Origin of the sequence: Glycomyces sp. L485 (assembly GCF_022548875.1) — a bacterium.
Lineage (GTDB): Bacteria > Actinomycetota > Actinomycetes > Mycobacteriales > Micromonosporaceae > Glycomyces.
The window spans coordinates 117796-138881 of the sequence record NZ_JAKZEW010000006.1 but is presented as its reverse complement, the minus strand read 5'-3'; the positions used below and the strand labels follow the sequence as shown (position 1 = coordinate 138881).

Genomic DNA, 21086 nt, shown 5'->3' with positions numbered 1-21086 from the left:
GGGGAAGAACGAGGAACCCGTCCGTAGCGGTGCCGTGCAAGCGGTGCCCGAGCCGGGAATCCTCGTCCCTTTAGGGCGAGGAGGAAGTCAATTCGCTGACCAGGGCCACACGGTCACCTGCGTCGACCTGTCGCCGGAGATGGTCGGCCTCTGCCGGGCCGAGGGGCTCGCCGCCGAGGTGATGGACTTCAACGCCTTGGCGTTCGCGGACGGCTCCTTCGACGCCGTGTTCGGCATGAACTGCCTCCTGCACGTCCCGCGCGCCGAGCTGGACGGCATCCTGCGGGAGGTGGGGCGTGTGCTCGCCCCGGGCGGCCTGTTCTACTGGGGACAATACGGCGGAAAGGACTCCGAAGAGGTCTACCCCGAGGGCCGCTACGAACCGAAGCGGTTCTTCTCGCTTATGACCGCCGAGCGGATCAGCGCCGTAGCCGCCGAGCACTTCGAGCTGCTCGACTTCGTCGTCCACGAGCCCGACTACACCGAACTCGAATTCCACGGCCTCGTCCTGCGCCGCAGCGACGGATGAGGTGATTCGGCGTGTCCGGGGTTACACTTCCGAGAAGTTGGGCGGCGACGCCCCGTCGCCGCCCTGACGGCAACTCGCCTGCAATCGAGGAAAGAGTGATGTCGGCAGTGCAACACCAGATAGCCGAGTTGATCGCGACCGGCAATGACGGCCGCATGTACGCGACGGAGCCCGAGAAGCTGCGGCGGCTCGTCGAGTCCGAACTGGCGCGCGAGGCCGGGTTGGCCCAGCCCGAGCTGCGCCAGGTGGGCGTCGGCCTGATCGCCCTCGGCGACCACGCCCGCGCCCGTCGGGTCCTCGCCGCAGCCCTGGAGCGCGCCGCCAAGCCCGGCCAGAGCGTCGCGACGCTGATCAACCTGGGAGACGCCCACCGGTACGCCGGCGACCTGGCAGGCGCCGAACCCAATTACACGCTGGCCATCGAGACCGCCAAGGCCGACTGCCCGCGCATGCTGCACTTCGCCATGCAGCACTACGGGAAGCACCTCATCGACGCCCGGAAGCCCAAACTGGCCGCCGAAGTCCTCCAGGAGGTCTTGAAGACGCGCCGGAAACTCGGTGACCAGGCCCTGATCGCCTCGACCCAGGAGGCCCTCAACCTCGCCCGCGCCGCCGTTGGAAAACGGACCGTCTGACGGTAGGCTCCGTCGCAGTCGACCGGAGGAGAGCGATGGCGGACGAGAACGCGGCGGCGGGCCTGGCGAGACTGGCCGGAATCCTGCGTGCAGAGGCGGCGAACGGCTTGTACTGGGGCGCAGAGGAAGACGAACTGGCGCGGCTGCACCGGATCCGCGGATACGCGGTGGCGCTGACGGCCGAGGTCGACCACCGGTCGCCGTCCGAGATCGCGGCGATCTTCGAAGCGGACGAGGTCCTGCGGAGCCCCATGCCCGCCACCGAGTTCCGCATCCGATGCGCCGACGGGACCGAGGTGGTCCAACGCCGCCGCCTGACCCGCGACCGGGCGTCCCTCGGCCGGCGCCTGGCCGACCTCGGCGAGACCCTGCGGACCGACGCACCGACCGACGTCGTCGCCATCGGCGACACCGACCTGGCCGGCCTGGCGTGCCCGCACACGTTCCTGCTGGCCTACGAGGCCGAAACACCCCTCACGGCGGCGACTGTGCGCGAATCGATCGAACCGAGCGACCCGGATCTGGAAGGCGAGATCGAGCACCTGATCCCGGCCGCGAGCGCGGTGACGCCCGAGCGCGGGCCCCTGCCGGTCACGGCGAAGGTCAAGGAACTCCTCGACGAGGTCGCCGCCGTCGCAAAATCGGGCCGAACCGCGGCCACCGGCGTTTACTCACTCGAGCGCCACGAACGGATCGAGGACCTCTGCGAACACACCGTCGAGGCCGATCTCGCGTACCAGCGAATCGACTGCGGCGACCTCGCCGCCGAAGGCCTCCCGACCGGTGCCGACGCCGCGATCTTCGACGAGGGCGACCGCCTCCTGCTGATCCGCCGGACCGACACCGGCCAGTGGGCGATGCCCGGAGGCGCGGCAGAGGTAGGTGAGACCGTCGGCACGGCCGCCGTCCGCGAGGCCCTCGAAGAGACCGGCCTCGACGTCACGGTCACGGGCCTGAGCTGGGCGTTCGACAAGCGCGACCTCGACTGCGGGGACGGCCGCTTTCCCATGATCATGAGCTTCTCGGCCCGACTCGACGACCCGGACCAGCCGATCCGCCTGGCCGAACTCGAAGCCTCGGATCACCGTTGGATCGCAGAGGACGAGATCGACGGCATCGACTTCTTCCAGGGCCACGAACTGCGTGTGCCGGCCGCTTTCGCAGGCCGGGACCGGAGCGCCTCCTAGGGGTGCGTCTCACCCCAGCGGCGGGCCCCGCACTCTCGGGGACGCGCCTGCATCGCGGTTGTCCGCGTGCCGCGCCGGCGCGATACTTGAACGGTGCACATTCCTCAGGTGATCGCATCCGATCTCGACGGCACCCTCCTCGGTGTCGACGGTGAACTGACCGAGCGGACCCGCAAGTCCCTGGTCGCCGCCCGCGAATACGGCTTCGCCGTCGTCGCCGTCACCGCCCGAACCCCATACGGCGTCGACCGGCTCGGCGAGCTCGTCCCGCTGCTGGACACGGCGATCTGCGCCAACGGAGCGATCCTCTACGAGCCGGCCGCCGACCGCATGAGCATCCGGCGCGCCATCGAGCCCGGCACGGCCCGCCGGGTATGCGGCGTCCTCACCAAGGCGCTTCCAGGGGCCGCCATCGCGATCGAGACCGGCCACGGCCTCGTCGGCGACCGGAAGCATTACGGCGACATCGTCTCGGACACGTCCCACTGGGAGTTCACCGCCTCGGTCGCCGAGACGCTCGACCGCGTCGAGAGCATCGTCAAGATCAAGGTCTACGACCCCGACCTTCACTCCGAGGAGATGATCCGCGCCGTCGAAGGCCATGACCTGGCCGAGCTCGACATGTGCCACTGGGGCGACTTCGGGATGCTCGACTTCAACGCCCCCGGAGCCAACAAGGCCACCGGACTCGCCTCCTGGTGCGACGAGCGAGGACTCGGACCCGAGGACGTGGTCGCCTTCGGCGACATGCCCAACGACGTCCCCATGCTCGCCTGGGCCGGTCACTCCTACGCGGTCGAGGGCGCCCACCCCGAGGCGCTGGCCGCCGCGAACGACACCACCGCCGCCAACACCGACGACGGCGTCGCTCGCGTCATCGAGGCGCTCATCGAGCGCTCGCGCGACGCCGCCTGAGAACCGGTCGCGGCAGCGCGCACGGCGAGTTCGACAAGAGCTGGAGCAGCGGCTCCCTCGCTCACACGCGGCGAGGGCGTCGTCGAGTGCGCCTTCGACCGGGCCCGTCCCGACCCGGCCGCGCACTGACCAAAATCCACTCGAGCGCGAGAAATACCTGCTACCCGCCGTACGCCCGCGTCGGCGGCCGCTGATTCCCATTGTGCCGGAATGGGACGGATTCGGCGGCATTGATGGGTATATGTATTATTAATCCTCACTTTGGCCTCCCTCCTGCGCGCCGCCACCCTCGACGCGCTGAGAAAGGAACTGACACATGCAATCGAAGCGAAGGCTCGCAACCGCGAGCATCGCGGTCACAGCGGCCGCCGCCGTCACCGGCGTCGCCACGATGACCGCTCAGGCCGACCCCGCCGAAAGCGGCACCGAACCGGTGACCTGGAGCGTCGCCGACATCGACCCCGATCAGATCGCCGAACTCGAAGACCTCGGTTTCGACGTCGCCTACGAGGACCCGGGCGGCAGCATCCTCGTCATCGGCGACGACACGGTCGCCGATGACCTGCGCGACCTCGGCCACGACCCGATGTTCCACGACACCGTCTACAAGGACCTCGCCCCGGGCATCCGGCAGGCGGGCACCTACTACGGCGGCTACCGCACTGTCGAGGCCCACGAGAACCACCTCCAGGCCGTCGCAGCCGAACACCCCGACCTCGCTCGGGTCTATGACATCGGCAACTCATGGCGCAAGACCCAAGGCGCAGGCGGCCACGACATCTGGGCCATCTGCATCACCAAGATCGCCGACGGCGACTGCGAGCGGAGCCCGGAATCGGCCAAGCCCCGCTTCTCCCTGATGACCCAGCTCCACGCCCGCGAGATCGCGACCGGCGAGATCTCCTGGCGCTGGATCGACACCCTCGTCGAGGGTTACGGCACCGATGAGGCCATCACGTCCCTCATGGACACCACCGAGATGTGGGTCGTCCCGATCGCCAATCCCGACGGCGTCGACATCGTCGCCTCCGGTGGCGACGCTCCCGTCCTGCAGCGCAAGAACGCCAACGGCTCGGCCGGGAACTGCGGCTCCAGGCTCGGCGTCGACCTCAACCGCAACTCCACTTTCGCATGGGGCGCCGACAGTACGTATCCGTGCAGCGAGACCTACCAAGGCGCCTCGGCCGGATCCGAACCCGAGACGGCCGCGATCGAGGACTGGCTGCGGTCCATCCACCCCGACCAGCGCGGCGAGGGCGCGGACGACCCGGTGCCGGACGATGCACGCGACGTGTTCGTCTCCCTCCACAGCTACGGCGAGTACATCATCGTGCCGTGGGGCTACACCGACGACCCGGCCCCCAACGACGCCCAGCTTCGCAAGCTCGGCGCCGAGATGGCCGAGTCGAACGGCTACTTCGTCGGCACCGGCTCCGAAACGGTCGGCTACGGCGTCAGCGGCACCACCGACGACATGACCTACGGCGAGCTCGGCATCGCCAGCTTCACCTTCGAATTGGGCCCCACCTTCGGCGCCTGCGGCGGCTTCCTGCCCGCCTACCAGTGCATCGAAAGAGAACTGTGGCCGATCAACCGGGGAGCGCTCATGACGGCGGCCCAGGCCGCGGCCGCGCCCTACGCCGGCTGACCTCCTCACTCCGGCGGTCCCCGGTTCGGCAGGGGCCGGGGACCGCCGGCCGCCATGGAAACAGGTTGCCAGAACCGATGCGCCGCCTTGATACTCGGAGTGTGGACGCACCCGAAGTGATCGCCACCGACCTTGACGGCACCCTCCTCGACGACGAAGGCCGACTGTCCGAACGCAACCAGAAGGCGCTGCTGGCCGCGCGCGAACGCGGCATCAGAGTCGTGGCCGTGACCGCCAGGGCACCGCGAGGCGTCTACCGGCACCGCGAACTGGCGTCCTCCATCGACGCCGCGATCTGCTGCAACGGAGCCATCGAATACGACTTCCGGACCCGGACCGCCCGCTTCAAGCACCCGATCCCGCTCGCGACCGCGCGCGAGCTCCAGCGGCGCTTCATCGAGGTGATGCCGCAGGCGCTCTTCAGCATCGAGACCGGCGAGGCCCAGATCGCCCAGTCCCGGCGCTTCCAGGAGGGCGTACTGCTCCACGACCCGTGGACGTTCGTCGACCCGCTCGAGGACCTGTTCGCCGGCGTCAGGGCCGTCGCTGTGGTGCTCGTCCGCTCTCCGGACGCCGACGGCGCCGCGCTGGTCGCGTGCGCGCGGATGATCGACCCGCCCGGTGTGAGGCTGTGGCACTGGGGAAGCCACCCGAGCATCGAGTTCAGCGCCGCGGGCGCAACCAAAGGCGACGCGCTCGCCGCGTGGTGCGCCGAGCGCGGGATCGGCGCCGAGTCCGTGGCCGCCTTCGGCGACATGCCGACCGATGCTCCGATGCTGGCATGGGCCGGGCGGTCCTACGCGGTCGCGGGGGCCCACAGCGAGGCGGTCGCGGCCGCCTCGCACAAGACCGGAGCGAACACCGACGACGGCGTCGCCCAGGCGATCGAGGAGATCTTGGACGGATCGCCCTAGCCGGCGGCGTCGACGATCGGGAGCTCCAGGGTCTCGTCGGCCGGCTGCTCGTCCTTGCTCCGCCGCAGCAGGAAGTACAGCAGCAGCCCGAGACCGGCCAGCAGCGCCAGGGCGATGCCCCCGAGCACGTAGGCGAACGTCGGCAGCCCCGGGAACCCGGTCCCGCCGAGGGCCGCGTCCTGGCCGCCGCTCTCCTCCCCCTGCGGCGCCTCGGTCGACAGCACGACCCGGCCGTCGGCGTAGCTGATCTGATAGGCCGTGCCGCCGACGTCGAGCTCGGCGCCCTCCTCGAGTCCGGCGAAAGTCCCCGAGACCTCGCCGTTCGCGGTGATGAGGGGGATCTCGGCGGGAAGGGGATCGCCCTCGGCGTAGTCCACCTGCAAGCTGCCGGCCAGCGCCGCGTCCCCCTCGACCGTGAGCCCGGCGCCGGTGCCGATCTCGAGCGCCGCGTCCTCGCCCAGCGCGAGCGAGCCGACCGAGCTCGGCTCGTTCACCCGCAGTACCTGATCCACACTGAGGTCTCCGGCGATCTCGGCGCCGCCGAGGACGAGCGTCCCCTCCTCGACACTCCATGGGCCGGTGGCGGCGCTGGTCCCGGTGTAGGTCAATGTCGCCCCGCCCGACTTCACCACGGCGCCTTCGCCTTCGAACCCTCCGGCGTACTCGGTGTCCGTGCCGCCGACGATCGTCAGCGCGGTCGAGCCGAGGCTCACGCCGGCGCCTTCGACGCCGCTGAGGTCGTTCACGGTCTGGTCTTCGGCGCCCGAGAGGTCGAAGACCGCGCTCTCGCCCGACAGCTCGACGTGCGAGGACTCCGCGAGGTTCCCGCCGGTGAGGGCGAGCGTCCCGCCGGAGACGACGGTGGGACCGGTGTACGAGGTGCCGCCGGTGAGCGTCAGCTTCGCGGACCCGGCCTGTTCGAGGCTCCCGGAGCCGCTGATGTTCGACAGCTCGATGTCCTTGGAGGCGTTGTCGACCACGAGGGTCCCGTCGTTGACGAGCTCGGCCCGGTCGGTCCCTGTCAGGAGCCAGCCGTCGCCGCCCTCTTCCCCGGATCCGATCCGGAGGACGGCCTCGGACTCGACAGTGGTGGCGCCGTTGTAGTTCTGCTGGTCGGCGAAGGTGACCTCGTTGCCGAGGGTACCCGCGATCGTGACGTCGCCCTGGCCGGGGGAGTCCATCGTGTCGTGGTAGATCCCGCCGGAGATGGGAGCGGACAGTGTCACCGGGCCGTTGTAGTTGAAGATCAGGTGGCTGCGGTTGCGCTTCTCGTGCATGTTGATGTACACGGTGTCGCGGTTGCCCGGTAGGAAGAAGCGGTCGTGGGTGCCGTCGCCCCACTGCACTTTCGCTCCCTCGATGTTGATGCCGCGCTTGTTGTGGTTGTGCGCCACGATCTGGTAGTTCAGGTTCGGGTCCGACAGCGACGGGTCGTGGTCGGGGCCCGAGTCGGCCCAGGAGTACACGCCGGACACGACGACCTTGCTCCCGAAGATCTGGGAGTGGAAGTTGATGTCGTTGCCCCACTCGCGCGAGTAGAAGTCCTGGTGGAGGACGGTGTCGTTGTCCTTCTGGGTGTCGATGATGAACGAACCCTGGTTCAGAATGGTGTCCACATTCGGCAGAGTTGAGCGGAACTCGCGCTGACTGAAGTGGACCACGGTGCCGTTGTAGAGCCTGCCCGAGAAGGTGTGCTCCCCGGCCAGTGCCAGACCGTCCCAGGTGTGGCGCGGTTGCACGATGAACCCCGAGCCGCTGAGGTTTCCCGGGTGGTAGCGGCCGCGGTGCACCGCCACGATCAGCGTCCCGTCCACATGGTGGTTCAGGGCGTTCCACTCGAAGTTCGACAGGTCGTAGGGATAGTTCCCGATGACGCCGGTGCTGCCCTCCCCGTCGCCGTACTGGAGCGTGGCCCCGGATTCGACGGTGACCGCGGGCGGGTCGGGGTTCTCGATGGTGTTCCACCACCAGGGCTCGCCGCGGGCCTCGACCTTCTGGCGCCGGCGGTCTGGGGGGATCTGGAAGTCGCTGTCGGCGGTGAGGATGAGTTTGCCCTGGCCGGAGACGGTGAGGGTGCCCGTGCCGGAGAAGGTTCCGCCGTACACGACCTCCTCGCCCTCTCCGAGGCTGACGACGGCGTCGCCGTTCAGTTCGATGTTCTCGCCCGCGCGGACCCTGTCGGTGATGTTCTCGGCTGCCTGTGCCGGGTCGGCAGCGAGGGGGACCGGGATGAGCGCGAGGAGTGCCACGAGCAACAGCCGTGGCAGGAGCGCCGCAGGCGGGCCAGTGGTCCGAAAATCATTCACGGTTCAACAAAATACTCGCTGATGCCCAGTGGCTTCCGATGGGGCGAAATCAGTCCAGGCTGCGGACGGGACCCCGATCGGGACTGCAGCGGGACGTTGTTCCCTGTACCGGGGTCGCGCGGATTCCTACTGTGGAGTCGACGACGAACGCGCCGACGGCCAGGAACAGGTTGTAGAAGCCCTGATTGAACGCCCAGCTGCGGACGGTGTCCACATCGGCTGACGGCGCGCCGAACACGCCGCCGTGGATCTTGGGGTCGCCGAAGCGCAGGCGCTCCATGACCCAGATGTAGACGTGGAGGGCGGCGGCGAGGAATGCGAAGGCTTGCACGATGAAGAGCATGACCTTCAATCTCGACCGTCCGCCGTCCGAATGCCAGGTTTGGCGCTGATCGCTTCGCCGCAGCGGCACTCCGGATAGGCTTCCGGTATGCACATCGTCATCGCCGGAGGACACGGAAAGATCGCACTGCACCTGACCGAGACCCTGGCCGCCCACGGCCATGCGGTCACCGGCCTGATACGCGATCCCGACCACGCCGCCGACATCGAGGCGATCGGCGGGCGGCCGATCGTCCTCGACCTCGAAAGGGCCGACGTCGAGCACGTCTCCGGGCTGCTCGACGAGATCGACGCGGTCGTGTTCGCCGCCGGGGCCGGACCCGGCAGCGGCGCGGCCAGAAAGGACACCGTCGACCGGGCGGCGTCGGTCCTCATGGCCGATGCGGCCGAACGCGCCGGCGTCACCCGTTTCGTCCAGATCTCCAGCATGGGCGCCGGCCAGGAGCCAGACGCCTCGCGAGGCGAGGTATGGGTCGCCTACATCGAGGCCAAGACCCGCGCCGAACAGGACCTGCAGTCCCGCGACCTCGACTGGGTGATCGTGCGACCCGGCGCCCTGACCGACGACGAGCCGGTCGGCACGGTGACCCTGGCGGAGTCCGTCGACCGCGGCCAGGTCACCCGCGGCGACGTCGCCGCCGTCCTCGCCGAGCTGCTGGAGACGCCCCGGATCACCTGCCGCACCCTCGAACTCGTGGGCGGCGAGGTGCCGGTCGCCGAGGCGGTCGCCTCGCTCACCGCCGAAGAGGACTGAACGCGCAGTCGAGTCGATCGCTGGACACTCTTTCGAGTGAAATCGGTCCGTGCGGCGGCAGGTCGGCAGGTCCACGCCGGAGGCTCCTTTGGGGAGCGCCGACCGATCAGTCCTGGACGGATCGCCGAATCGCCAGGAGGCCGCGCAAGCCGATGACACCGATTGCCGTTCCCAGGACGAACGACGTCACGGCCAAGGCCAGGTGGACCCAGAGGTAACCGGTCGGATCGCCGGCCGCGTCGAATGCGAGACCGCTCGCGTCCGCGAACAGGTTCTTCACAAAAGTGATCCAGATGAACCATGACCACATCCCGAAGACGAGCAGGAACCAGGAGATCGGGCGACTGAGTTTCACACCCCCAGTATCCGCGCCGATGTGCGGCGGAGCCGGCGGGGCGAGCGCGCGCGGTCACGGTCACCCCCGGCTCTCGGCACGGCGGCAGATCGATTCGGGTCGAATGTCCGCAACTATAAACTCGGCCCCGTATCACGCTGTACGCCAGTCGCGTGCGTACAGTGTTCTGCGATGATGGGGGACCGGAATGTCATCAATGTATGGATTGGCTGGCCCGATATGAGCCGACCGAAACGACCCGCCTTGCCCAACGGGTATCCCGACCCGGCGAGTGCCGGCTGGGTGCGCACTGACGACGTCGAAACAGCCGACATCCATATAAGAATGACCGTGTCCCCCGGGGATCGGATCGTCGAACTGTGGGAGCTCGTCGACGGCGAACCGACCCGTTGGGTGGGCAACGTGTTCCGGGTGGACGCCGAACCGCCCTGCCTCTACCTCAACCACCAGTTCGAAGGGCGACTGAGCCGGACGCAGTGCGACGCGCTGGCACGCCGAGGCGCCAAGTTCTGGAAGTCGTTAGACGACCGGCCGCCTCCACTGAGGATCAGCGCGAGTCGCCGCCGCCTTCCTCGCCGAGCACCGAGGCGCGTCCCGCTTCGAGGCGCGCCACCGGGACCCTGAAGGGCGAGCACGAGACGTAGTCCAGCCCCAGGCCGTCGAAGAAGTGGACCGAGTCGGGGTCTCCGCCGTGCTCACCGCAGATGCCGATCGTCAGACCCGGCCGGGCCGAGCGGCCCTCCTCGACCGCGATCGCCACGAGCCTGCCGACGCCTTCCTCGTCGAGCGACTGGAACGGCGAGACCGGGAAGATGCCCTTGTCGAGATAGGCGGGGAAGAACGAGCCCTCGACGTCGTCGCGTGAGAACCCCCACGCGGTCTGCGTGAGGTCGTTGGTGCCGAACGAGAAGAACTCGGCGGTCTCGGCGATGCGCCCGGCCGTGAGCGCCGCCCGCGGCAGCTCGATCATCGTGCCGATCTTCGCCCGCACGTCCACTCCCGAGGCCTCGGCGACGTCGGCGAGCACCCGCTCGATCTCCTCGCGCATGAGTTCGAACTCCTCGGCCCCGCCGATGAGCGGCACCATGATCTCCGGGCGCGGATCGTCGCCGGCCCTGATTCGCGCGGCCGCGGCCTCGGCAACGGCCCTGACCTGCATCATCACCAGGCCCGGCACGACCAGGCCGAGCCTGACACCGCGCAGTCCCAGCATGGGGTTCTGCTCGTGGTGCCGCCTGACCGCGTCGAGCAGTTCCAAGTCGCCCTCGTCGGCGCCGCCGCGCTGCTCGGCCAGCGCCACCCGCACCGACAGGTCGGTCAGGTCCGGCAGGAACTCGTGCAGCGGCGGGTCGAGGAGCCTGATCGTCACCGGCAGCCCGTCCATCGCCGCGAACAGGCCGACGAAGTCGCCGATCTGGAGGGGGAGCAGCTCGGCGAGGGCCTTGTCCCGCGCTTCGTGCGAGTCGGCGAGGACGAGCGACTCGATGTGGCGGCGGCGCTCGCCGAGGAACATGTGCTCGGTCCGGCACAGCCCGATGCCGTCCGCGCCGAACCGGCGGGCGCGAGCCGCGTCGTCGGGCGTGTCGGCGTTGGCGTGGACGCCGAGGCGGCGTCGCTCGTCGGCGTAGGTGATCATCCGCGCCACGGCCGCGACCACCGAGTCGGCGTCGGGTGATTCGGGGTCGAGGTGCCCCTCGAAGTACTCCACGACCGGGGAGTCGACGACGGGAATCTCCTCGGCGTAGACCGCTCCGGTGGTGCCGTCGATCGAGACCACCTCGCCCTCGGCCACGACGACGCCGCCGGGCGCGGTGAACTGCCGCTGCCCGTAGTCGATGTCGAGTCCGTCGGTGCCGACCACGCAGGTCTTGCCCATGCCGCGCGCGACGACCGCCGCGTGCGAGGTCTTCCCGCCGCGGCTGGTGAGCACCCCGGCGGCGGCGATGATGCCGGGCAGGTCGTCGGGGTTGGTCTCGCGGCGCACCAGGATCACCGGCCCGGTGGCGGCCTCGGCCGCCCGGGAGTCGAAGACGGCGGTGCCGACGGCCGCGCCGGGTGAGGCGGGGACGCCCGAGGCGATCGGCTTCGCGTCGGGGTGCCGGTCGAAACTGGGGAACATCAGCTGGGCGAGCTGGTCGCCGGTGACGCGACGCAGCGCCTCGGCGACGTCGATGAGGCCGTCGTCGAGCAGTTGCACCGCCATGCGGAACGCCGCGGCGGCGGTGCGCTTGCCGACCCTGGTCTGGAGCATCCACAGTTTGCCGCGCTCGATGGTGAACTCGATGTCGCACAGGTCCCGGTAGTGGCGCTCCAGGGTCGCCATGATCTCCATCAGTTCGCTGTACGAGCCCGGGTCGATCCGTTCGAGGTCTTGGAGGGGGACCGGGTTGCGGATGCCGGCCACGACGTCCTCGCCCTGCGCGAACTGCAGGTAGTCGCCGTAGACGCCCTGTTTGCCGGTGGCCGGGTCGCGGGTGAAGGCGACGCCGGTGCCGGAGTCGTCGCCGAGGTTGCCGTAGACCATGGCCATAACGTTGACGGCGGTGCCCAGCGTGTGCGGGATGCGCTCTTGGCGGCGGTAGACGCGGGCGCGGTCGGTGTTCCAGGACTCGAACACGGCACGGATCGCCATGACCAGCTGTTCGCGCGGGTCCTGCGGGAAGTCCCGTCCGGTCTGTGAGCGCACGATCTGCTTGTAGGTACCGGTCAGGGCGCACAGGTCGTGGACGTCGAGATCGATGTCGCTGTCGGCGCCGGCGTTCCGCTTCGCCTCCTCGAACGCGTCGTCGAAGCGGGCGGAGTCGACGCCGAGGACGGTGGCGCCGAACATCTGGATGAGCCTGCGGTAGGAGTCCCACGCGAACCGCTCGTTCCGCGTGATCCGGGCGAGCCCGCCGACCGAGGCGTCGGTGAGTCCGATGTCGAGGACCGTGTCCATCATGCCCGGCATCGAGAATTTCGCGCCCGAGCGCACCGACACCAGCAGCGGGTCGTCGCCGTCGCCGAGCCGCATGCCGCGCTCGCGCTCCAGCCGGGCCAGATGTTCGTCGACCTCGCGGGCCAGACCGGGCGGTTCCTCGCCGTGCTCCAGGTAGTGGCGGCACGCCTCGGTCGAGATCGTGAATCCGGGTGGGACCGGGAGGCCGAGGTTGGTCATCTCGGCCAGGTTCGCGCCTTTGCCGCCGAGGAGGTCTTTCTGGTCCTTGCCGCCTTCGGCGAATTCGTAGACGTAGCGGTGTCCGGTGCGGGTCTCGTCGGTGGTCACGGCGGTCCTCCTCGTTGCGTCCCCTCCATTGAAGCGTCAATCGGGGCGGTTCGCGGGGGCTTCGGTCGGAGGCCGTGCCGACTTTCGTCCTCAGGCCCGGCCAGGCATCGCGACGCCGGATTCGGGGCCGCTGATCCGAGCGGCGGCGCACGCCCTCGCGCGCGGGGCCGCACCGTAAGCCGGTTTCGAATTCGACGCCGGTCAGCGGGACGCTCCGGTGGTCGGCGAGCCGCGCGGCCTGCTCGGCGACGGACTCCCGCACCTTGCCCGAGAGCCGTTTCCACGGCCGGACGGCGACGGTGAACCTCTTGCCGGATTTGCGGGGCCGCCAGGTCCCGACCAGCGCTCCGTCGACCAAGACCGCCCCCGGCCGCCCGAGCACCACCCACAGCTCCTTGGCGTGGGCCTCGTCCGGCACCAGCGTCGTGCGGTCCCTGCCCTGGAGGAACAGGTCGAACGGGCCGAGCAGCCGCGTCGCCGCGGTCTCGGCCGATCGCAACGCCTCGGCGTCCGCGGCCAGGATCGAACGCGGCTCGCCGTCGACGGTCACCTCGACGGCGTCCTCGGGCCAGTGCGCCTTCACGTCCTTGACGGTGGAATCGAGGAACTCGGCGACGTGCTTGGGCGTCGCCGGCCCGAGCAGTCGCAGATAGGCGCGGACCAGGTCGAAGCGCTCATCGGCCCGGCCCGCCTTCGTGAAACCCGGGAGGCGTTGGAGCACCGGGGGCGAGGTGCCCGGCCGCAGCTCCAGTCCGGCGCGCAACGCGGACAGGCGGAACGGCATCTCGTACAGGTGGGTGGCGTCGCAGCGCCTGCAGAACCGCAAATACGGCTCCGGCATCACCTCGGCCAGCCGGGTCGAGACCTCGCCCTTTGTTTTCGGTTCGGTGACGATGGCGCGCATGTGGTCGGCCACGTCGTCGAGCGCATCGACGATGCCGATGCCCGCCGCCTTCAGCGGCTTCGCGGCGTCGAAGACGCGCTTGGCCGCGTCGGCGTCGGAGTACGGTTCGACCGCGGCCGCCACCTGACCGGCGTCGGCGCGGCGGTACAGGTGCGGGGCGCCGCGCAGGGTCCACAGCAGGACGAGGTCCTTCTCAGAGAGGGAGGCGACGTCGACGCCGCGCAGCGCCAGGGCCCACCCGCCGCCGTCCGGTCCGGTGTCCTGCACGCCGAAATCGAGCACGGCCGTGTCCGCGAGTGCGCCCTCGTCTCGGTCGAGTTGCTGGGCGCGGACGCGATAGCGCAGAACCTGACGGCGATCGACCATTGCCCGAAGCTTAGACCGCGTCACCGACACGTTCGGGCGAAACGGCGGGCGACTCCGAGTCTGAACCCGTCAGTCCCTATTGGAATTGATGGAAGGCGCTCAGGTTCACCTCGAGTACCATGTTGCCTCAGAGCGGACATGGAGATGAGGAGGGCGCCGTGACGAAGTTCTATCAGGCCGTCCTCCGCGACGGAGGCGACGGGCCCGGAAGACGGCTGCGCCGGTGCTTCGCGGACTGGGCCTCTGTGGACGACGACGGAGCGCCGCATTTCGAACGGGAGCGCGGCAGGACCCGCGTCTCCTTGTCCGACAGCGAGGTCTGCGGCCGCTACACAGTCGACATCCCCACCGGCGGTGGGCGTCTGCGCACCACCGCCACCTGGGCCGAGGGGAAGCGGCCCGACCGCAATTGGGTCACGGTGACCGTGGAGGGCGAACTCGCGGCCGACGCCGAACCGGTGCGCGCCCCGTCGCTGGTCACGGCCTTTCTCCGGACTGGGCGCGTCACCGACGGCGCCGTACCGCTCGAAGCGGCCCCGCATGTCGCCGGCCGCGACGAGGTCGACGAGCTCACCGGTTGGCTCGCCCACCCCGGCAGGGCCGTCCCCGTCATCGTCCTCACCGTCGACCGCGCCGAGCCTGAGATCGTCGCCGCCCATGCCGACCGCCTCGCCGAGGCCCTCGCCGGGACCGCGGTGGTGGTGCGGCTGTTCGACATCCAGGCTCAGGACCTGCTCAACAGGCGGCTCGGGGAGGGCCTCGCCGTGTTCGGCGGCGGCCTGCGCACCTACCTGCCCGGACTCACCCCCGGTGCCGAGGCCCACTCGTCGCGCCATCCCGTGCGCGGGGGCGGCGCCATCCGCGACCAGGGCGCCCGCGCCCTGGAGGTCGTCATCGACGGCGTCCTCGATCAGGCCCTGCGCCGCCGGCTCCCCGCCGACATCCGACGGGCCGACGCCCGCATCGCCCGCATCCTCTCAGGCGACGCCCGGCCAGAGCAACTCCACGCCGCACCGCCCAGCCCCGCCGAACTCGCCCGCGCCCGCAACCCCCAGTCTCCAGCACCTCAACCGAAACCGCCCGAACCGGCACCACTGCCACCCGACCGGCCGGGCCCTCCCGACGACCTCGCCGACCTCGCCGAACGCGTCTCCGGCCAGGTCACCGACAACCTCGCCGACGGCATACTCGACGCCCTGGTCGACATGGCGCGCGGCGGCGACTCCGAGACCACCCGGCTCATCCGCACGATGTCGGCCCACCTCAACGCCCTCACCAGAGCCGTCGAGGAGACCGACCTCCTCGCCGAGCGGAGCCACGCCGCCGACCCGCGCAGCCGCGAGTTCGAACGGCTCCGCAAGGACTACAACCAGCTCGAGTTCGACTACGAGTTGCTCCTCGACGACGAGCGCCGCGCCCGCGAGCGGATCCGCTGGCTGGAGAGCCGCCTCGCGCAGCACGCCGACCCGGTCTACGGCGTCGACACGCCCGGCGAGGCGTGGGAGGCCGACAGCCTCATGGAAGTGGTCAACCGCGCCCGCGAAACCCTGGAGCGGGTCGACCTGCCCGACACCCTCGACCACGAGGTGGCCAAGCTCGACGTCACCTACCCCCGGCTGTGCCGCCGCTGGACCGCCAAGACCTGGGACGCCCTGACCGCCCTCGACGCCTATGCCGCCGCCCGCGCCGAGCACCACTTCACCGGCGGCTTCTACGACTGGTGCGGCAGGCCCCTGCCGGGCCGGCCCGCGATCTCCCCGAACATGGTGTCCATGAAGGAATCCGACAGCGTCAGCGGGCGCCCCAAGTTCCGCGAGGCCAGGACCTTCCGCGTCCCGACGGCGATCGACCCGACCGGCCGGATCTACATGCCCTCGCACATCAAACTCCAGCGAGTCGGAAACCCCGCACCACGGATGCACTTCCTCGACGACGCCGGCGGGCCCACCGGCAAGGTCTGGATCGGCTACCTCGGCGACCACCTGCCCAACACCAAGACCAATTGAGGCCGCGGCCCCGAAGCACGCCGCGGGCCTCCACCGCCATCCGCTGGGCCGACGAGGCCGGCTTCACCGACTTCGCGACCGCTCCGATCGAGAACGACTTCTGGCGCTGCTGTCTCATGCGCGGCTGATGTCCGATCCACCGCGGCCACCCTCTAGGGTTGTGGGGGAGAAGGAGGCGCCGATGCGTGGCATGCGACGGTATTCGCGCTGGATCGCGCTGGCCGTGGTCGTGGCCATGGCCGCGCCGTTCCTCGCTCAGGGACTCAGCGCACTGCTGGCGATCGATTCCTTCTACGTCGCCACCGCGCTGCTGGTGGCGGCGGCGGTCGTGATCCTGCTGCTGGCCCGCCCACGGGACCGCGAGGAACAGGACTGACCCCCGGTCACCCGATGCGACCGTAGGCGTCGAGCGCGGCAGCCTCGCCAGGGTCAGGCGGCCGCCCCGCTCATGGGTCGGTGGCGGTCGACGAACCTGGCATGCAGCACGATGTACCGTTCGGCGGCGGCGAACGCGTCCTCGGCGAACATCTTCACGGTTGCGAGCCTTCGCTCGGCGGGCACCGACAGTCCTACTGCTCTGCGGCGACCTGCTGGAACGCGGCGAGGACCGCGGGGTCGAGCAGCACGAACCGGATGTCCTCGATCGCGCTGCCGGCCGCGGCCACCGTCTCGATCGCGATCCGCGCGGCCGAGTCGGCCGGCCACCCGTAGACGCCCGCCGAGACCGCCGGGAACGCGATCGAGTCCGCGCCCAGGTTGTCGGCGACGTCGAGCGACCGGCGGTAGCAGGAGGCGAGGAAATCGGAGCGGTCCTCGCTCGCAGAGTAGACCGGTCCGACAGTGTGGATCACCCAGCGGGCCGGGAGCTTCCCCGCGGTGGTCGCGACGGCCTCGCCGACCGGCAGCCCGTCCTTGAAGTGAGAGGCCCGCAGCTGCCGGCACTCCTCCAGGATCGACGGGCCGCCTCGACCGTGGATCGCGCCGTCGACTCCATCGCCGCCCATGAGAGATGTGTTGGCGGCGTTGACGATCGCGTCCACGCGCTGCTCGGTGATATCGCCGCTGATGATCGCAATGCCCATACCCGCATTGAAACATGTGGTAGCGACCGGTGCGCCTTGGCGCGCGTTTTGCAGTCTGTGCCGAATTATCGCAGTAACGTTCGAGCTCAGAGGGGATTTCGCCGCGATCGCCCCTGTAGAGCGACACAGCTCCCTATTGACAATGCCACATACATCCATGTATAACCAAGTAAAACCAAGTGAAACGGTGGTGAAACAACATGTTCGCTGAGGAGCGCCAGCAGCTGATCGCTGAGCGGGCACGCGCCGAGGGCCGCGTCGACGTCGGTCTCCTCGCCGCCGAGTACGAGGTCACCACTGAGACCATCCGGCGTGACCTCACCGTCCTGGAGAGCCGCGGGATCGTCCGAAAGGTCCACGGCGGAGCGATCCCGCTGGAACGGCTGGGATTCGAACCCACCGTCGCCGCCCGCGACACCGTCCAGACCGCCGCGAAGGAGCGCATAGCCGCCGCAGCGCTGGCCGAGGTCCCCGCAGAGGGCGCGATCCTGCTCGACTCCGGCACCACCACCGCCCGCATCGCCGACGCACTCGAGCCCGACCGCGATCTCACCGTCGTCACCAACTCCGTCTCCATCGCCGCCTCGCTGGCCTTGAAACCTCGCCTGACCGTCCTCATCGTCGGCGGCAAGGTCCGCGTCCGCACCATGGCCGCCATCGACGACTGGGCCCTGCGCGCCCTGGCCGACACCTACGTCGACGTGGCCTTCATCGGCACCAACGGCATCTCCGTCGAGCGCGGTCTGACCACACCGGACACCGGCGAGGCCGCCGTCAAACGCGCCATGATCGCCGCCGCCCGTCGCAGCGTTGTCGTCGCCGACCACACCAAGGTCGGCAACGACTGCCTGGCTCGCTTCGGCTCCCTCGACCAGGTCGACACCTTCATCACCGACACCGGTCTCGACCCCGGCGTCCTCGCCGACCTTGAAGCGGTCGACCTGAAAGTGGTGCGCGCGTGATCATCACCGTCACCGCCAACCCGAGCCTCGACCGCACCATCGAGGTCGACCGGCTCCGCCGCGGCGAAGTCCAGCGCGCCGGGGGCAACCGCGTCGACGCGGGCGGCAAAGGCGTCAACGTCTCCCGCGCGCTCGTCGCCAACGGCCTGGCCACCCGGGCGGTCCTGTCGGCCGGCGGCCACGCCGGCGACGAGCTCGTCGGCCTGCTCCGAGCGGCCGCCGTGCCGATCGTCGAGGTCCGCGTCGCCGAGCCGATCCGCTCCAACCTCACCGTCGCGGAGGCCGACGGCACCGTCACCAAACTCAACGAGGCCGGACCCCGCCTGAGCGAGGCCGAGGTCGAAGCGCTGCTCGACGCCACCGCCGCAGCCACGACGACGCTTGCGAGCCGCAAATCGGCACAGCGCGCCGCCTGGATAGCAGGCTGCGGCAGCCTGCCGCCGGGCGTCGGCGACGACTTCTACTCCAGACTGGTCGAACGCGCCCGCACCGCGGGGGCCAAGTCCGCCGTCGACACCTCGGGCACCGCCCTCGAAGCGTGCCTCGCCGCCGGACCCGACCTGGTCAAGCCCAACCACGAGGAACTCGCCGCCGCCGCAGGAGTGCCCATCACCACGCTCGGCGACGCCGTCAAGGCCGCCGAGGTCCTGCGCGGCCGCGGTGCCGGAGCGGTCCTCGCCAGCCTCGGTGCCGACGGCGCCCTCCTGCTCGACGCCACCGGCGTCCACCACGCCGTCGCCGCGCCGAGCGGCCACGTCGCCAGCACCGTCGGCGCCGGCGACGCGGCCCTCGCCGGCTTCCTCGCCGTCGGAGGCCGCGGCGCCGCGGCGCTGCGGACCGCCGTCGCCTGGGGCACCGCCGCCGTGACCCTGCCCGGAAGCCGGATGCCCGGCCCCGGAGACATCGACCCCGACACGGTCGAGACCACGCCGTACCCGGACCTGGACCGGGTCCTGAGCCACTGACAGGAGACTGCCGATGACCGATCTCATCAACGCCGATCTGATCGACCTCGACCTGACCGGGGACGACCACCACGAGGCCACCGCGAAACTCGCCGGCCTGATGGCCGAGGCCGGGCGCGTCACCGATGTCGAAGGCTTCCTCGCCGACGTCCGCGCCCGCGAAGAGCAGATGCCCACAGGCCTCGAAGGCGGCATCGGCATCCCGCACGCCCGCAGCGCCCACGTCACCGTCCCGACGCTCGCCTTCGGACGATCCAAGGAGGGCGTCGACTACGGCGCCGCCGACGGCCCGGCCGACCTGGTGTTCCTCATCGCGGCTCCCGAGGGCGGCGGTTCGGAGCACATGACCATCCTCGCGTCGCTCGCGCGCCGCCTGGTCCACAAGGAATTCAAAACGGCACTGCGCAGCGCGCCCGATGCCGACGCGGTCGCCACACTGATAAGGAAAGAGGTGCTAGGACAGTGAAGTTCGTAGCAGTCACATCCTGCCCAACCGGCATCGCCCACACCTATATGGCCGCCGAAGCCTTGGAGCAGGCCGCCCGGGACGCCGGGCACGAGATCACCGTCGAGACCCAAGGCGCCGCCGGAGCCGAAGCGCTCAACCCGGTGGACGTCGCCGAGGCCGACGCCGTCATCTTCGCCGCGGACGTCGACGTTCGAGACAAGGAGCGTTTCGAGGGCAAGCCGATCGTCTCGGCGGGCGTCAAACGCGCCATCAACAACGCCGCCGCCATGATCGCCGAAGCCGTCGAGAAGGCCGAGGCCGCGCCCGCCGGCAAGGCGCCCGCGGGCGCCGCGCCGATGACCGTGGCCGCACCGACACTCGGGCCCGGCGCCAAACTCCGACTATGGCTCATGACCGGCGTGTCGTACATGCTGCCGTTCGTCGCCGCGGGCGGCATCCTCATCGCGCTCGCCTTCGTCATCGGCGGCGCCGAGGTCGCCACCAAGGTCAGCGGCGGCGAGTTCGAGGGCATCACCTACGAGGCCATCACCGACCCGACCCAGATCCTCGGCGAGGTCGGCCTCGCAGGGCTGCTGTTCTACGTCGGCGGGGTCGCGTTCGGGATGCTCGTCCCGATCCTGGCCGGCTTCATCGCCTACGGCATGGCCGACCGCATGGGCATCGCGCCCGGCATCGTCGGCGGCCTGATCGCCGCCACCATCGGAGCGGGCTTCCTCGGCGGACTCGTCGCCGGCCTGCTCGCCGGCGCGGTCGTCATGGCGCTGAAACTCATCAAGGCCAACCAGGCCTTCAGCGGCATCATGCGGATCGTCATAATCCCACTGATCAGCGTGTTCGTCGTGGCCTTCATCATGCTCGTGCTCGTCGGTCGTCCGATCGTGGCCGCGACCGAGGGCCTCACCAACTGGCTCGACGGACTCTCGGGCGCCAACGCGATCCTGCTCGGCCTGCTGCTCGGCGCCATGATGGGCTTCGACCTGGGAGGGCCGGTCAACAAGGTCGCCTACGTGTTCGCCGTCGGAGCCCTCGCCTCCGACAACTTCACCATCATGGCCGCGGTCATGGCCGCCGGCATGGTGCCGCCGCTGGGGCTCGCGCTCGCGAGCGTAGTGCGGCCGAAGCTGTTCACGCCGGGTGAACGCCAAGCGGGCAAGGCCGCCTGGCTGCTGGGCGCCTCGTTCATCACCGAGGGCGCCATCCCGTTCGCCGCCGCCGACCCGCTTCGCATCATCCCGTCGACCATGGCCGGCGGTGCAGCCGCGGGCGCGGTCTCGATGGCGTTCGAAGCCACCCTGCGCGCCCCGCACGGTGGCATCTGGGTCATCGGCCTCATCGGAAACAAGGTGGGATTCATCGTGGCGCTGCTGATCGGCACCGCCGTCACCTGCGCCGTGGCGATCGCCCTGAAGATGGTCGCCCGCAACAAGGCCGCGGCCGAAGCCGACGACCGCGTCATGGCCGCCATCTAATAGAAGAAAGGAG

At 69.9% G+C, this 21086-nt stretch carries 17 protein-coding genes and 2 pseudogenes; 13 read left to right on the top strand and 6 right to left on the bottom strand.

Annotated elements, in window-relative coordinates:
• From L0U85_RS05950 to L0U85_RS05925, 6 genes are all read left to right on the top strand, one after another.
• Window positions 1-529, top strand: a 529-nt coding sequence (locus L0U85_RS05950; protein ID WP_241376839.1) for a class I SAM-dependent methyltransferase, incomplete at its 5' end; no start/stop codon positions are given.
• A 98-nt stretch (window positions 530-627) separates the two neighbouring features.
• The gene (locus L0U85_RS05945) at window positions 628-1164 is read left to right on the top strand and encodes a tetratricopeptide repeat protein (protein WP_241376838.1); all 537 of its coding nucleotides are present in this window, start codon (window positions 628-630) and stop codon (window positions 1162-1164) included.
• 35 nt (window positions 1165-1199) lie between these two features.
• Complete coding sequence (locus tag L0U85_RS05940) at window positions 1200-2351, top strand: NUDIX domain-containing protein (protein ID WP_241376837.1); 1152 nt, start codon at window positions 1200-1202, stop codon at window positions 2349-2351.
• 108 nt (window positions 2352-2459) lie between these two features.
• On the top strand, window positions 2460-3266 hold the full coding sequence (locus L0U85_RS05935; RefSeq protein WP_241376836.1) for an HAD family hydrolase: 807 nt from the start codon (window positions 2460-2462) through the stop codon (window positions 3264-3266).
• Between the two features lie 316 nt (window positions 3267-3582).
• Window positions 3583-4914, top strand: coding sequence for a M14 family zinc carboxypeptidase (locus L0U85_RS05930; protein ID WP_241376835.1), 1332 nt, complete (start codon window positions 3583-3585; stop codon window positions 4912-4914).
• Between the two features lie 101 nt (window positions 4915-5015).
• On the top strand, window positions 5016-5828 hold the full coding sequence (locus L0U85_RS05925) for an HAD family hydrolase (RefSeq protein WP_241376834.1): 813 nt from the start codon (window positions 5016-5018) through the stop codon (window positions 5826-5828).
• Here the strand turns inward: L0U85_RS05925 and L0U85_RS21130 are convergent.
• Window positions 5825-8077 carry an autotransporter-associated beta strand repeat-containing protein gene (locus L0U85_RS21130; RefSeq protein ID WP_241376833.1) on the bottom strand — a complete coding sequence of 751 codons (2253 nt, stop codon included), beginning with the start codon at window positions 8075-8077 and terminating at the stop codon, window positions 5825-5827. The genes L0U85_RS05925 and L0U85_RS21130 overlap by 4 nt on opposite strands.
• A gap of 106 nt (window positions 8078-8183) precedes the next feature.
• Complete coding sequence (locus L0U85_RS05915; protein ID WP_241376832.1) at window positions 8184-8477, bottom strand: DUF1304 domain-containing protein; 294 nt, start codon at window positions 8475-8477, stop codon at window positions 8184-8186.
• 87 nt (window positions 8478-8564) lie between these two features.
• Here L0U85_RS05915 and L0U85_RS05910 point away from each other — a divergent pair, with 87 nt between their 5' ends.
• Window positions 8565-9230, top strand: a complete 666-nt coding sequence (locus L0U85_RS05910; protein ID WP_241376831.1) for an SDR family oxidoreductase — start codon at window positions 8565-8567, stop codon at window positions 9228-9230.
• 106 nt (window positions 9231-9336) lie between these two features.
• On the opposite strand, the gene L0U85_RS05905 is transcribed toward L0U85_RS05910, so the two are convergent.
• From L0U85_RS05905 to L0U85_RS05895, 3 genes and pseudogenes are all read right to left on the bottom strand, one after another.
• Window positions 9337-9585, bottom strand: a complete 249-nt coding sequence (locus tag L0U85_RS05905) for a hypothetical protein (RefSeq protein WP_241376830.1) — start codon at window positions 9583-9585, stop codon at window positions 9337-9339.
• Window positions 9586-10132: 547 nt separating this feature from the next.
• On the bottom strand, window positions 10133-12850 hold the full coding sequence (gene ppdK / locus L0U85_RS05900; protein ID WP_241376829.1) for a pyruvate, phosphate dikinase: 2718 nt from the start codon (window positions 12848-12850) through the stop codon (window positions 10133-10135).
• 190 nt (window positions 12851-13040) lie between these two features.
• A pseudogene (locus L0U85_RS05895) lies at window positions 13041-14120 on the bottom strand (winged helix DNA-binding domain-containing protein); the annotation flags it as partial.
• A gap of 158 nt (window positions 14121-14278) precedes the next feature.
• Here L0U85_RS05895 and L0U85_RS05890 point away from each other — a divergent pair.
• Genes L0U85_RS05890 through L0U85_RS05885 form a run of 3 tightly spaced genes read left to right on the top strand, consistent with a single transcriptional unit; the run spans window position 14279 to window position 16502 of the window.
• Entirely contained in the window at window positions 14279-16126 is a 1848-nt protein-coding gene (locus L0U85_RS05890) for a hypothetical protein (protein WP_241376828.1), read from the top strand.
• Window positions 16123-16254 carry a hypothetical protein gene (locus L0U85_RS20490; protein WP_277605418.1) on the top strand — a complete coding sequence of 44 codons (132 nt, stop codon included), beginning with the start codon at window positions 16123-16125 and terminating at the stop codon, window positions 16252-16254. The genes L0U85_RS05890 and L0U85_RS20490 overlap by 4 nt, the downstream gene beginning before the upstream one ends.
• A gap of 53 nt (window positions 16255-16307) precedes the next feature.
• Entirely contained in the window at window positions 16308-16502 is a 195-nt protein-coding gene (locus tag L0U85_RS05885; RefSeq protein ID WP_241376827.1) for a hypothetical protein, read from the top strand.
• 193 nt (window positions 16503-16695) lie between these two features.
• Here the strand turns inward: L0U85_RS05885 and L0U85_RS05880 are convergent, their stop codons facing one another.
• The gene (locus tag L0U85_RS05880; protein WP_241376826.1) at window positions 16696-17208 is read right to left on the bottom strand and encodes an O-acetyl-ADP-ribose deacetylase; all 513 of its coding nucleotides are present in this window, start codon (window positions 17206-17208) and stop codon (window positions 16696-16698) included.
• A 200-nt stretch (window positions 17209-17408) separates the two neighbouring features.
• Here L0U85_RS05880 and L0U85_RS05875 point away from each other — a divergent pair, with 200 nt between their 5' ends.
• The 3 genes and pseudogenes from L0U85_RS05875 to L0U85_RS21125 all read left to right on the top strand — a co-directional run bounded on the left by L0U85_RS05875 (window position 17409) and on the right by L0U85_RS21125 (window position 21073).
• Window positions 17409-18170, top strand: coding sequence for a DeoR/GlpR family DNA-binding transcription regulator (locus tag L0U85_RS05875; RefSeq protein WP_241376825.1), 762 nt, complete (start codon window positions 17409-17411; stop codon window positions 18168-18170).
• A complete protein-coding gene (locus L0U85_RS05870; protein WP_241376824.1) occupies window positions 18167-19135 on the top strand; it encodes a 1-phosphofructokinase family hexose kinase in 969 nt (322 codons plus the stop codon). The genes L0U85_RS05875 and L0U85_RS05870 overlap by 4 nt, the downstream gene beginning before the upstream one ends.
• A gap of 13 nt (window positions 19136-19148) precedes the next feature.
• Window positions 19149-21073, top strand: a pseudogene (locus tag L0U85_RS21125) (fructose-specific PTS transporter subunit EIIC).
• Window positions 21074-21086: the final 13 nt, after the last annotated feature.